Below are 13,517 nucleotides of genomic sequence, written 5' to 3'. Positions count from 1 at the left end.
TTTTTGCGTATTTATCATTGAGGTGATAAATATGGAAGAATTATATGGACGACAAAAAGGAATGTTAAAAGGCGAACTTTCTCAACTCGATGACTCTTTTCAGTGTCGTAAAGCTTTGTTGGTCACAAATCAGGTGAGTTGCCAACGCTGCGGGAGTTATTTTTCCAAGAATGAAAATCAGCTATCCAGTAAAGAATACTATTGTCCTTATTGTATTCAATTTGGTCGTTTAAGTACTCAGACTTATCTAGTAACGCAAAATGAGACAAAGAAGGCGCCGCGCGAGGTTCGTTTTACTTGGCAAGGAAAGTTAACGCCAGCACAACAAAAGGTGTCAGACAATGTTTTAAAGAATTATCAAAAGGATAAAAATACACTGATATGGGCCGTTACGGGTTCAGGCAAGACGGAAATGATTTTTTCAGTTGTGCGTGATTGTCTACAAAAAGGCGGGCGCTTAGCAATTTCTTCTCCTAGAATTGATGTTTGCCGAGAACTGTATCCACGGATTAATGAAGTTTTTCCAAAGGAAGAAACTTTACTTTTATATGGTGATTCTGAGCAAAAGTACCGTTATAATGCTTTGACCATTTGTACCACCCATCAGTTACTGCATTTTTATCAGGCTTTCGATTTATTGATCATTGATGAAGTGGATGCTTTTCCTTATGAAGGAGATAAAACATTGGCATTTGCTCAGAAAAACGCCTTAAAAAAAGATGGAAAATATATTTATTTAAGTGCGACCCCACCTAATCATCTATTAAGTTCTTTAAAAAAGACTTTTTGTATTGAAAAATTACCTATTCGCTTTCACGAACGACCCTTAGTTGTTCCTCAATTAATTTGGTATGAAAGTTGGCAGCACTGTTATTACTCAAATTGGAAGATAAAGAAATTTGTAGCTTATTTAAAAAAACTATTAGAAGATAATGATGTACTCGTTTTTTGTCCTAGCATTAGTTATATGCAGAATTTATACAAAAGGGTAAGTTATTTTTTTCGTTCAATAAAAATGGACTGTGTCTCTTCTTTGGATAAACAAAGAGAAGAAAAAGTTCAAAATATGCGCGATGGCATCTACCGTGTTTTATTTTGTACTACGATTCTTGAGCGTGGTGTGACTTTTGAACATATTTCTGTCATAGTTATGGGCGCAAATCATAAAATTTATAGTAAATCAGCTTTGGTACAAATTGCAGGTCGTGTTGATCGTAAGGGAAGTTATCAACATGGACAGGTAGTCTTTTTTTATAATCAGCAAACACAGGCTATCCGAGATGCTTGTCAGGAGATCAAGAAGATGAATCGCTTGGCTAAGGAGTGGATCGCCTCATGAGATGTAGTTATTGCCAGTGTGAAATTATTCGGAATCTGACTGTTAAAGAACTACTTTTTCCCTTTTCTATAAGTAGTCAGCGTTGTTATCTTTGCCAAGAAAAATTTGCGCAAATCACAAGTCCGGCTTGTCCTACTTGTGCTAAGCCAGGATGGACAAGTATGTGTGATGAGTGCCAACAATGGCAACAAAGCTATCCTTACTATGATTTTTGCCACCGAGCTTTATTTTCTTATGATGAAGCTTTCAAAGAGTGGATTTACCAATACAAATTTTTAGGAGATTTTCGTTTAAGAAAAACATTTATAACTGAAATTCAACACTACTTTTCTTATAAAAAAGATTGGATCGTGTGTAGTGTTCCTTTGTCTGAAGCACGATTTTTTCAGCGTGGATTTAATCAAGTAGAAGCTTTTTTGCAAGCAGCTGGTATTAAAACGCAAAAATTATTAGTTAAAAAAATAAATAATGCGCCACAATCTGAAAAAAACCGGCAAGAGCGCTTAGCGGCACCTCAAGCCTTTAGTGCAACAGAAAATACGACTAAGATAAAAAATAAAAAAGTATTATTGGTAGATGATGTTTATACGACTGGTAGAACACTTTTTCACGCTGCTGAAATATTACAAACTTATCAACCAAAAGTGCTTCATACTTTTTCTCTTGCTCGTTAAAAAGAAGGTAAAATTGTTAACGATTTCTTTTGCATTTATACCAAAGTTCGATATAATGAATATAAGAAGAGGAAAAAGAACTTTTTTATCTTCTTTAATTGGCAGATGAAAGGGGCAATTGTTATGTTCAGTTACAATGTTCGAGGAGAAAATATAGAAGTTACTCAGGCGATTCGCGATTATGTGGAGAAAAAAGTTGGTAAATTAGAACGTTATTTTAATGACGTGCCTGAAGCAACAGCTCATGTAAATTTAAAAGTTTACACGGAGAAAACGGCTAAAGCGGAAGTAACGATTCCACTACCTTATCTCGTCTTGCGCGCTGAAGAAACTTCGCCTGATCTATACGGAAGTATCGACTTAGTTGTTGATAAATTGGAACGCCAAGTCCGTAAATTTAAAACAAAAATTAATCGGAAAAAACGTGAAGCATCCAAACCTGAAGCTAATCAAGAAGTCTTTTTTGAAGATGAAGAGCCAGAAGAAAATAATGGCTCCGACCTTGACATCGTTCGTACAAAACGTCTTTCATTAAAACCAATGGATAGTGAAGAAGCTGTTTTACAAATGAATATGTTAGGACATAACTTTTTCATTTTTGAAGATGCGGATACGACGGGAACAAGTATCGTTTATCGTCGTAAAGATGGGAAATACGGGTTAATTGAAACAGACTAATATTTAAACAAGCAAAGACTTCAGTTAACTGGAGTCTTTGCGTTCTTTTTGAAATTTTTACTAATATAAAGCTCATAGAATTGTTCTATGAGCTTTTTCATGTTAGATTATTAAAGTATATGAAAATCGTTGTTAAGCTTTCACAAAACGGTAGCAATCAAATAAAACAAATGCTAAAATATAGTGAAGACTTTCTAGTAAATGATAAATAAATGAGTCATTTAAAAACAGTTTTCGCTGTTTTTAAATTGTTTTTAATAAAGGAGATTTTAATAAGAATGGCCAACTTTTTTAAAACATTGATTGAAAATGATAAAAAAGAAATCAAACGCCTCGGCCGTATGGCTAACAAAATCGAAGCGTTAGCGGACGAGATGAGTGCTTTGTCTGATGAAGAAATACGACAAAAAACAGATGAATTTAAGCAACGTTACAATAATGGGGAAACATTAGATGATTTGTTGACAGAAGCTTTTGCTGTTGTACGTGAAGCAGCTAAGCGAGTACTAGGTTTATACCCTTTCAGAGTACAGTTGATGGGTGCGATTGTTTTGCACGAAGGAAATATTTCTGAAATGCGTACTGGGGAAGGAAAAACATTGACAGCAACGATGCCTGTTTATTTGAATGCCTTATCGCAAAAAGGTGTTCATGTGGTAACTGTCAATGACTATCTGGCCTCTCGTGACTCTACTGAAATGGGCGAATTGTATAACTTTTTAGGGCTTACAGTAGGTTTAAATGTTAACTCTAAAACCACAGAAGAAAAACGAGCTGCTTATTATAGCGATATTACCTATAGTACAAACAGTGAAATAGGTTTTGACTATTTAAGAGATAATATGGTGGTTTATCCTAACCAAATGGTTCAGCGTCCACTTAACTATGCAATCGTAGATGAGGTTGATTCAATTTTAATCGATGAAGCAAGAACGCCGTTAATCATTTCTGGACAGGCGGAAAAATCCACCGCTCTTTACTTACGTACCGATAATTTTGTTAAACGTTTGAAAGAAGAAGATGATTATAAAATTGATGTACAATCAAAAACAATCAGTCTTACAGAAGAGGGTATAGAAAAAGCAGAAGAAAATTTTGGCTTGGAAAATCTTTATAATATCGAAAATGCTGCTTTAACCCACTACTTAGATCAAGCGCTACGTGCAAATTATATCATGATTCGTGATAATGATTATGTTGTACAAGATGGAAAGGTAATGATTGTAGACCAGTTTACTGGACGTATAATGGAAGGGCGTCGATATTCTGATGGCTTGCATCAAGCGATTGAAGCTAAAGAAGGCGTAGATATTGAAGATGAAACTAAAACCATGGCTTCAATCACTTTCCAAAACTTTTTCCGTATGTATAATAAGCTCGCGGGGATGACCGGTACAGCTAAAACTGAAGAAGAAGAATTCCGCGAAATTTATAATATGGAAGTTATCCAAATTCCAACAAATGAAGCGGTCATTCGCGAGGATCGATCAGATTTATTATATCCGACTTTAAATAGTAAATTCAAAGCTGTAACACAAGATATCAAAGAGCGTTACCGTAAAGGACAACCTGTACTAGTCGGGACTGTAGCTGTTGAAACTTCAGAGTTGCTTTCTAATATGTTGGATAAGGAAAATGTGCCCCACGAAGTTTTAAACGCTAAAAACCACTTTAAAGAGGCAGAAATTATTTTAAATGCTGGACAAAAAGGTGCTGTAACTATTGCAACGAACATGGCTGGTCGTGGAACAGACATTAAACTAGGGCCAGGTGTTGCAGAAGTAGGTGGCCTGGCTGTTATTGGTACGGAGCGACATGAATCACGCCGAATCGACAACCAATTGCGTGGCCGTTCAGGGCGTCAAGGGGATCCAGGTATTTCTCAATTCTACTTATCACTAGAAGACGATCTGATGAAGCGTTTTGGTTCAGAACGAATTAAAGTCTTTTTAGATCGGATGAAAGTTGATGACGAAGATGCTGTTATTCAAAGCAGAATGTTATCAAGACAAGTTGAATCAGCGCAAAAACGAGTTGAAGGAAATAACTATGATGCGCGTAAAAATGTTTTACAATACGATGATGTGATGCGTGAACAACGTGAAGTCATCTATGGACAACGGCAACAAGTGATCCTAGAAGACCAATCATTATCAAAAACCTTGATGCATATGGTAAAACGTACGATTGAACGGGCGGTTGCTGGTCATACTCAATTTGAAGAAAATCAATTGAACTACGAAGGTATTGCTGATTTTGCCGGAAGTGTCTTGGTGAATGAAGATGCAATCACCGTAGAAGATTTAAAAGGTAAAACAGCCCAAGAAGTAACAGATTACTTATACCAACTTGCTCAAGGGAAATTTGATGAAAAAGCGGAGCAACTAAACAGCCCGGAACAACTGTTAGAATTTGAAAAAGTTGTGATTTTACGTGTTGTTGATACAAAATGGACGGATCATATTGATGCGATGGATCAATTGCGTCAATCGATTGGTTTACGTGCCTATGGGCAAAATAATCCTTTGGTTGAGTATCAAAGCGAAGGTTTTACCATGTATGAAAACATGATTGGTGCTATAGAATACGATGTGACTCGTTTGTTTATGAAAGCTGAAATTCGCCAAAATGTACAACGTGAACAAGTTGCTCAGGGCGAAGCAGAACAAACAAATACAGAAAATACGAATAGCGCTAAAAAACGGCCTGTAAATGTAAAAAAAGTAGGACGTAATGATCCTTGTCCTTGTGGTAGTGGGAAAAAATACAAAAATTGCCATGGCAAAAAATAAAAACAAATAAGGCTGGACAATATTGCCCAGTCTTATTTTGCGCAATGTAGCAAAAAATGGTATGATAGCCACGTTTGAAGAAAGAAGGTACATTCATGGAACTTACAGAAATCCGTAAACAAATTGATGAGATGAAAGAACAAATCGCTAGCTTTAGGGGGTCTCTTTGACCTTGATCAGTTAGAAGAAGATATTGCACAAGCGGAAAATCAAATGGCGGATCCTTCCTTTTGGGACGACCAGGAAAAAGCGCAAAAAGTTATTAATGAAAATAATCGAAAAAAAGAAACCTATGATAATTTTAATCATTTGGCTAAAGGCGTCGAAGATGCTGAAGTCTTGCTTGAAATGTTGCAAGAAGAAGCAGATAGCGACTTAGCCGCTGAATTGGACGACAAAATAGTTAAACTACAAAAAGAAATGGCGGACTATGAACTGGCATTACTTTTAGATGAACCATATGATCGTAATAATGCAATTGTCGAACTTCATCCAGGCGCAGGTGGCACTGAGTCGCAAGATTGGGGGAGTATGCTGTTACGGATGTATACTCGCTGGGCTGAAAATCATCATTTTCAAATAGAAACGATTGATTATCAAGCAGCTGAAGAAGCCGGTATCAAAAGTGTGACACTTTTGATTAAGGGTCACAATGCTTACGGTCTTTTAAAATCAGAAAAAGGTGTACATCGTCTGGTCCGTATTTCTCCTTTTGATTCAGCTAAAAGACGTCATACATCATTTTGCTCGATTGAAGTAATGCCAGAAATGGATGAATCTATTGCTATTGAAATCAATCCGGATGAACTGAAAATAGACACCTATCGTGCGAGTGGGGCTGGTGGACAACATATCAATAAAACAGAATCGGCTGTACGGATTACCCACTTGCCGACCGGTACGGTGGCGGCCAGTCAAGCGCAACGTTCTCAAATAAAAAATCGAGAACAAGCGATGAATATGTTAAAAGCGAAGTTGTATCAACAAGAACGCGAAAAACAAGAACAAGAGCAAGCTGCCTTGCGTGGAGAACAGCTTGAAATTGGTTGGGGATCGCAAATTCGTTCCTATGTTTTTCATCCATATCAAATGGTCAAAGACCATCGTACAGATCATGAAACAGGAAACACCGAAGCAGTTATGGATGGTCAAATAGATGAGTTTATCGATGCCTATTTGAAGATGGAATTAAACAATAAAGATTGAGAAAAGTTATTAAATTGAAAAGAAAATGTAACTTCAAGAAAAAACAATGAAATATTTACATGCTATAATGAAGCGGTGTGATTAAAAATGTTTAGGAGAGATAGCCATGATTGAAATGAAGGATGTAACCAAAAAATATTCGAATGGCACAGCAGCTATCCGTGGGCTTTCGATTTCGATCGACCAAGGGGAGTTTGTCTATGTTGTTGGTCCTTCTGGCGCTGGGAAATCAACATTTGTTAAATTGATGTATCGGGAAGAAAAACCGACCAGCGGCGATTTGCAGATTGCAGATTATGATTTGATGAAAATTAAAAATCGTGAAGTGCCTTATTTACGTCGTGAAATTGGCGTAGTATTCCAAGACTATAAATTGTTGGAAAGAAAAACGGTTTATGAAAATGTTGCTTATGCTATGCAAGTGATTGGACGTAGACCTAGAGAGGTAAAAAAACGAGTGAATGATGTTTTAGAGATGGTCGGTTTAAAACATAAGGCTCGCGTATTTCCAAACCAATTATCTGGTGGGGAACAACAACGTGTTTCTATTGCACGGGCGATTGTAAATACACCTCAAGTTTTGATTGCTGACGAACCGACAGGAAACTTGGATCCAGAAATTTCCTGGGAAATCATGAGATTATTAGATCGTATTAACGCTCAAGGAACAACCGTTGTGATGGCTACGCATAACAGAACCATTGTAAATACGATTCGACACCGAGTGATCGCTATTGAAAATGGTAAAATCATTCGAGACCAAGCGGAAGGGGAGTATGGATACGATGCTTAGGAATTTTTTCCAACATGTTTTAGAAAGCTTAAAAAGTTTACGACGTAATGGTTGGATGACTGTTTCTTCTGTTACGGCAGTGACTGTGACATTAACCTTACTGGGCGCGTTTCTTGTTATTATTTTAAATACTGTAAAATTGGCCCAAGATATGGAAAACAATGTCGAAGTGTCTGTTTACGTTAACTATGAAACAGACGAAGATGAGAAAAAAGAATTAAGAAATAATTTGGAAGAAATTCCTCATGTGGAATCCATTGATTTTTCTAGCAAAGATGAAGAGTTAGCAAGAGTTCAAGCTTCATATGGTGATTCTTGGGACTTGTTTGACCAAGATAATCCCTTGCTCGATGTCTTTATTCTCAGAGCTGATGATCCACAATATGTAGAAGATATCACTGAAGAAGCCAATGGTATGACCGAATATGTTCATGATGCCTCTTATGGCGAAGATCTTTCCGACAGAATTTTTAGCATTGCGCAAAGAACACGGACTTGGGGATTGATTGGTTCGATTGTTTTAATTATCGTAGCGATCTTTTTGATTTCTAATACGATTCGAATGACGATTCTCACACGGAAACAAGAAATTCAGGTTATGCGCTTAGTGGGTGCTAAAAATGGTTACATCCGTTGGCCGTTCTTTCTTGAAGGTGGGTGGATCGGTTTGATAGGATCCATCATACCGATTATTTTAATGTATGCCGGATATAATAAAGTTTACGAGCTCGTCAACCCAATATTAGAACGATCAAACTTTAGCTTGTTACAACCAGGATCATTTAACTGGCAAATGAGCCTTTTACTTGCCGTTATTGGTATTGTCATTGGTTCGGTCGGTTCTGCGTTTTCAATGCGCCGTTTCTTGAAATTTTAGAAAAAGATATAAAAAAAGCAGCTGGTTCATCTAGCTGCTTTTTTTGCGTTATGGTATTATAATTCTTCATGAGTACGTGGGTCTTGTGCTGAAACCCGGGCCTCTTTTTGATCTAAAGCAATGATTTGTTGCAATTCGTCTGTTGTTAATTCAAAATCAAAGATATCAAGGTTTTGCGTTTGCCTTTTTGGATTACGAGATAATGGTAAAGGAAGCGCCCCTAGTTGGTATTCCCAGCGTAAAATAATTTGTCCCACATTTTTATGGTATTTTTCAGCTAAATCAACCAATAGTGGTAGCTCAGTAATAGGTTTGCTTAACTTATGATCAATACCGCCTAGCGGACTCCAGGCTTCTGTTAAGATCTGATGTTTTTTGTGATAGTCTCGTTGTTCGGGCTGGCTAAACAAAGGATGTAGTTCAACTTGATTTACAGCTGGAAGAATCCCAGTTTCTTTTTTTAACTTGTCCAAGTGTTCCGGCAAGAAATTCGATACACCGATTGAACGAACAAGGCCGAAACGTTGTGCATCGATCAGTGCCTGCCAAGCTTCGACGTATTCATCACGTTTAGGATTTGGCCAGTGAATAAGATAAAGATCATAATAATCCAAACCCGCACGATATAAAGATTCTTGAATAGCAGAAATTGCTGCATGGTACTTGTGATGACGTCCAGGTAGTTTAGACGAAAGTAATAATTCTTCTCGTGCTACACTTGATTGCTTGACTGCTTGACCTAGTGTTCCTTCATTTTCATAATTATAGCCAGTATCTAGTAAGCGGTAGCCATGATCGATAGCAGAAGAGATTACGCGAATGCCTTCTGAACCTTTTAAGCCCGAAGTACCAAACCCGACGGCAGGTAGTAAGGTTCCATCACTTAGTTGAAATGTTGGTATTGCCATCAATTATTCCTCCTTATTTAAAAGTTACTATACAACAACCGTATCGTGGGGGAAAATAAAAGTCAAATAAAGTAGTAACATGGAAGTCTTCAAGGGAAAACACTAAGCAATTCAAGGCTATTGGACAAAGAATAAAACGTTGAGAAGCGCTCGGTTTAATAAAATAAAGGTTGTATCCTTGTCTTTCAGTTAAAACTTTTCCAATTCTCTCTCCGTGTTTGGATTCTCAGATAAGGGTTTTCTAAACTATTGTCCGTGATTTCATTTTCAGATAATAGATTGTCGAACTTTTGTCCGTGATTTACTATTTACTTGTCCACTAGAAAATTTAGAGTAACATGTGAACAAATAGATTGATTAAGGAGAAGTAATAAGAGTTTCACTCCCTATGTTCAAGATATCAGGGAGCTTTTTTTTAGCCTATTTTAAGGAATTTTTAATTTAAAAATTACCAATTAAAATTCTGCAATGGCAGTTTAAAATATAAAACGCTTTAATTCAGCAGAACAGTAAAATAAGGTTTTTAACTAAAATGAAACATGCTAAAATAAAGAAGATCATATTTGTCATTAGTCATGAAAACGGCAATTTTGTCGTATAACACGATTCAAATAAAGGAGTACACTAATGAAAAAAAAGTTAATGATATTGTTGACAATTGCTTTTACGATGATCCTTTCTGGTTGTAGTAAATGGATCGATCAAGGAGAATCGGTAACAGCCGTTGGATCCTCTGCTTTGCAGCCTTTGGTTGAGACAGTAGCTGAAGAATTTCAACAAGATCGACCCGGCCAATTTGTGAATGTTCAAGGTGGCGGCAGCGGTACTGGTTTGAGTCAAGTGCAGTCTGGTGCAGTGGATATCGGAAACTCTGATATGTTTGCAGAAGAAAAAGATGGTATAGATGCAAGTCAGTTAGTCGATCATCGCGTAGCGGTTATTGGTATTACACCTATTATCAATAAAGAAGTAGGTGTAAAAAATTTATCTAAAGATGAATTGAAACAAATATTTCTAGGAGAAATTACTAATTGGAAAGAGCTTGGGGGGGAAAATCAGGACATCGTTATTTTGAACCGCGCTTCTGGTAGTGGCACTAGAGATACTTTTGAAAAATGGATACTTGATGATGAAAATGCAGTTTCCGCTCAAGAACAAGATTCAAGCGGAATGGTTAGGCAAATCGTCAGTGATACCCCAGGAGCAATTAGTTATATTGCTTTTTCTTATGTCACCAATGACGTGGATACCCTATCCATTGATAATGTTGAACCTACAGATGAAAATGTGACCACCAATGATTGGCCGATTTGGTCTTATGAACATATGTATACAAATGGTGAACCTAAAGGCTTAACAAAAGAATTTTTGGATTATACTCTTTCAGAAGAGATACAAAAAAATCTAGTAGGAGAACTTGGTTATATCCCGGTATCACAGATGGAAGTTGAACGTGATGCTAACGGAGATATTGTAGAGTAGCATTTACATAAACTTTACAAACTTCGTGTGAACTTTACAAGCTCTTCATTAAAAATTGATATTGTAACGTTAGACTTAAAAGGGTAATAGGAAATAAGGAGGAAACCTTTTGGAAAACGTAAAAGAAGTGCTAACCAAAAAATCGAAAAAATCCAAGCTAGAACGACGTGGAAAACTACTTAGTTTTTTGTGTATTTCTATTATCGTACTAGTTGTATTATCCATCTTTTATTTTGTCGCTAGCAAAGGACTGGCTACATTTTTTGTTGACAATGTAAATGTTATGGACTTTTTATTCGGAACAGAATGGAACCCTGGGCAAGTAGGATCGGACGGGCAACCAATGGTAGGAGCACTACCCATGATTATTGGTTCCTTTATGGTGACTTTTTTATCGGCAATCGTTGCTACACCCTTTGCCATTGGCGCAGCGGTCTTTATGGTTGAGATCTCGCCTAAAAACGGGCAAAAGTTTTTACAACCTGTTATCGAATTACTTGTCGGTATTCCTTCCGTTGTTTATGGTTTTATCGGCTTGTCTATTATTGTACCTGCTATTCGTTATATTTTTGGCGGTACAGGATTTGGTATTTTAGCTGGGACCTTTGTTTTATTTGTTATGATTTTACCAACGGTAACGACAATGACAGTAGATGCCTTAAAAGCTGTACCCCGTCATTATCGTGAAGCTTCACTTGCCTTAGGCGCGACACGTTGGCAAACAATATATAAAGTGGTACTACGAGCAGCTATTCCCGGTATTTTAACGGCCGTGGTTTTTGGTATGGCGCGTGCTTTTGGAGAGGCTTTAGCTATTCAAATGGTTATTGGAAATGCTGCATTAATGCCAACTAGTTTAGTAACACCCGCTTCAACATTAACTTCAATTTTGACAATGGGGATTGGAAATACCATTATGGGAACTGTTGAAAACAATGTACTTTGGTCGCTTGCTTTAATTTTACTATTAATGTCATTGATATTTAATATAGCTATTCGTATGATCGGTAAGAAGGGAGCGATGAAATAATGAAAGCAAAACGTTGGGATAAAATTGCGACAGGTGTACTTTACGCGATTGCTGCTTTTCTTGTTTTGATTCTTGCCTTTTTATTATTATATATACTTATTCGTGGCCTGCCTCATATTTCATGGGAATTTTTAACTCAACCCGCAAAAGCCTATCAAGTAGGCGGGGGAATTGGTATTCAATTGTTTAACTCTTTTTATTTATTGTTGATTACGATGCTAATTAGTTTTCCGATCTCTTTGGGTTCAGGAATTTATTTATCTGAATATGCGAAGAAAAATTGGTTAACCGATGTCATTCGGACTTCAGTAGAAATTTTAAGTTCTCTACCTTCTGTTGTTGTCGGTTTATTTGGCTTCTTGATTTTTGTTGTCCAGTTTCAATATGGATTTTCCATTATTTCGGGTGCTTTAGCCTTAACCTTTTTCAATTTACCACTATTAACGAGAAATATTGAAGAATCCTTGAACGCTATCCATCATACACAAAGAGAAGCCGGTTTAGCTTTAGGACTTTCTCGTTGGGAAACCGTGCTGCATGTGATCTTGCCAGCAGCGACACCAGGTATTTTGAGTGGTGTCATCATAAGTTCTGGTCGTATTTTTGGTGAAGCAGCGGCTTTAATTTATACAGCGGGACAAAGTGCACCTGCTTTGGATTTCACCAATTGGAATCCACTGAGTGTTTCAAGTCCGATTGGTTTATTCCGGCAAGCAGAAACATTAGCTGTACACATTTGGAAAATAAATTCAGAAGGGACTATGCCTGATGGAGATGCAGTTTCTGCAGGAGCTTCAGCTGTTTTAATCCTTGCAGTATTACTATTTAATTTTAGTGCACGCGCTGTAGGAAAGAAATTATATAAAAAGATCACGTCTGCTTGATTGTCCACTATTTATTAGCCTTTAACTAAGGGAGTTTAAATCATTATGGAAGAGTATAATTTACAAGATAGAAACATTATTCAAATGAAAGATCAAGATGTCATTTTGAATACAGAAGACTTACATGTCTGGTATGGAAATAATGAAGCGATTAAAGGCATTGATCTTGCATTTGAGAAGAATAAAATCACTGCTTTAATTGGTCCATCTGGTTGCGGAAAATCGACTTATCTTCGTTCACTCAATCGTATGAACGACGAGATTCCTAATACAAAAATAACGGGGAATATTATGTACAAAGACGTCGATTTGAATTCAAAAGAAGTTGATGTTTTTGAAATGCGCAAACGAATCGGCATGGTTTTTCAGCAACCTAATCCTTTTAGTAAATCTATTTACGAAAATATTACTTTCGCACTTGAACGTCATGGCGAAAAGGATAAAAAAAAGTTAGATGAAATTGTTGAAACTAGCTTAAAACAGGCGGCTTTGTGGGATCAAGTCAAAGATTCCTTACACAAGAGCGCATTGGCATTGTCTGGGGGCCAGCAACAACGACTATGTATCGCTAGAGCGATCGCTATGAAGCCCGATGTGCTTCTTTTAGATGAGCCGGCAAGTGCTCTAGATCCTATATCAACCGGGACAGTGGAAGAAACGCTCATTCAACTGAAAGAAAATTATTCTATTATCATTGTAACGCATAACATGCAACAAGCTGCTCGTATTAGTGATTATACGGCTTTCTTTTATTTGGGAAATGTCTTAGAGTATGATGTGACACGAAAAGTCTTTACCCGACCGAAAATAAAAGCGACTGAAGACTACGTTTCCGGACATTTTGGTTAGCTAAG

Annotated in this window: 12 protein-coding genes; 11 read left to right on the top strand and 1 reads right to left on the bottom strand. The window is 37.0% G+C overall.

What is annotated here, in order from left to right:
* Positions 1-31 precede the first annotated feature (31 nt).
* From AC806_RS06900 to ftsX, 7 genes are all read left to right on the top strand, one after another.
* Positions 32-1,339 carry an ATP-dependent helicase ComFA gene (locus AC806_RS06900; RefSeq protein WP_069029043.1) on the top strand — a complete coding sequence of 436 codons (1,308 nt, stop codon included), beginning with the start codon at positions 32-34 and terminating at the stop codon, positions 1,337-1,339.
* On the top strand, positions 1,336-2,013 hold the full coding sequence (locus tag AC806_RS06895) for a ComF family protein (protein ID WP_069029042.1): 678 nt from the start codon (positions 1,336-1,338) through the stop codon (positions 2,011-2,013). The genes AC806_RS06900 and AC806_RS06895 overlap by 4 nt, the downstream gene beginning before the upstream one ends.
* 123 nt (positions 2,014-2,136) lie before the next feature.
* Positions 2,137-2,691 carry a ribosome hibernation-promoting factor, HPF/YfiA family gene (hpf, locus tag AC806_RS06890; protein ID WP_014125115.1) on the top strand — a complete coding sequence of 185 codons (555 nt, stop codon included), beginning with the start codon at positions 2,137-2,139 and terminating at the stop codon, positions 2,689-2,691.
* Positions 2,692-2,969: 278 nt separating this feature from the next.
* Positions 2,970-5,483, top strand: coding sequence for a preprotein translocase subunit SecA (gene secA / locus AC806_RS06885; RefSeq protein ID WP_069029041.1), 2,514 nt, complete (start codon positions 2,970-2,972; stop codon positions 5,481-5,483).
* A 95-nt stretch (positions 5,484-5,578) separates the two neighbouring features.
* A protein-coding gene (gene prfB / locus AC806_RS06880; RefSeq protein WP_103103564.1) for a peptide chain release factor 2 occupies positions 5,579-6,689 on the top strand; the annotation gives its coding sequence in 2 pieces (ribosomal slippage) (positions 5,579-5,650 and positions 5,652-6,689; 1,110 coding nt in all).
* 106 nt (positions 6,690-6,795) lie between these two features.
* Positions 6,796-7,482 carry a cell division ATP-binding protein FtsE gene (ftsE, locus tag AC806_RS06875; protein ID WP_069029039.1) on the top strand — a complete coding sequence of 229 codons (687 nt, stop codon included), beginning with the start codon at positions 6,796-6,798 and terminating at the stop codon, positions 7,480-7,482.
* Positions 7,475-8,359, top strand: a complete 885-nt coding sequence (ftsX, locus tag AC806_RS06870) for a permease-like cell division protein FtsX (protein ID WP_069029038.1) — start codon at positions 7,475-7,477, stop codon at positions 8,357-8,359. Before ftsE ends, ftsX begins: the two co-directional genes overlap by 8 nt.
* Before the next feature lie 56 nt (positions 8,360-8,415).
* On the opposite strand, the gene AC806_RS06865 is transcribed toward ftsX, so the two are convergent.
* Complete coding sequence (locus tag AC806_RS06865; protein ID WP_014125110.1) at positions 8,416-9,267, bottom strand: aldo/keto reductase; 852 nt, start codon at positions 9,265-9,267, stop codon at positions 8,416-8,418.
* A 627-nt stretch (positions 9,268-9,894) separates the two neighbouring features.
* Here AC806_RS06865 and AC806_RS06860 point away from each other — a divergent pair.
* From AC806_RS06860 to pstB, 4 genes are all read left to right on the top strand, one after another.
* Positions 9,895-10,749, top strand: a complete 855-nt coding sequence (locus AC806_RS06860) for a phosphate ABC transporter substrate-binding protein PstS (protein WP_061839922.1) — start codon at positions 9,895-9,897, stop codon at positions 10,747-10,749.
* Between the two features lie 109 nt (positions 10,750-10,858).
* A complete protein-coding gene (gene pstC / locus AC806_RS06855; protein ID WP_014125108.1) occupies positions 10,859-11,779 on the top strand; it encodes a phosphate ABC transporter permease subunit PstC in 921 nt (306 codons plus the stop codon).
* Positions 11,779-12,663, top strand: a complete 885-nt coding sequence (gene pstA / locus AC806_RS06850; RefSeq protein WP_014125107.1) for a phosphate ABC transporter permease PstA — start codon at positions 11,779-11,781, stop codon at positions 12,661-12,663. Before pstC ends, pstA begins: the two co-directional genes overlap by 1 nt.
* A 45-nt stretch (positions 12,664-12,708) precedes the next feature.
* Positions 12,709-13,512 (top strand): phosphate ABC transporter ATP-binding protein PstB, encoded by an 804-nt coding sequence (gene pstB, locus AC806_RS06845; RefSeq protein ID WP_069029037.1) that lies wholly within the window; start codon positions 12,709-12,711, stop codon positions 13,510-13,512.
* Positions 13,513-13,517: the final 5 nt, after the last annotated feature.

It is taken from the genome of Tetragenococcus halophilus, assembly GCF_001712815.1.
GTDB lineage: Bacteria > Bacillota > Bacilli > Lactobacillales > Enterococcaceae > Tetragenococcus > Tetragenococcus halophilus.
This window is presented reverse-complemented; position numbering and strand designations above follow the sequence as displayed.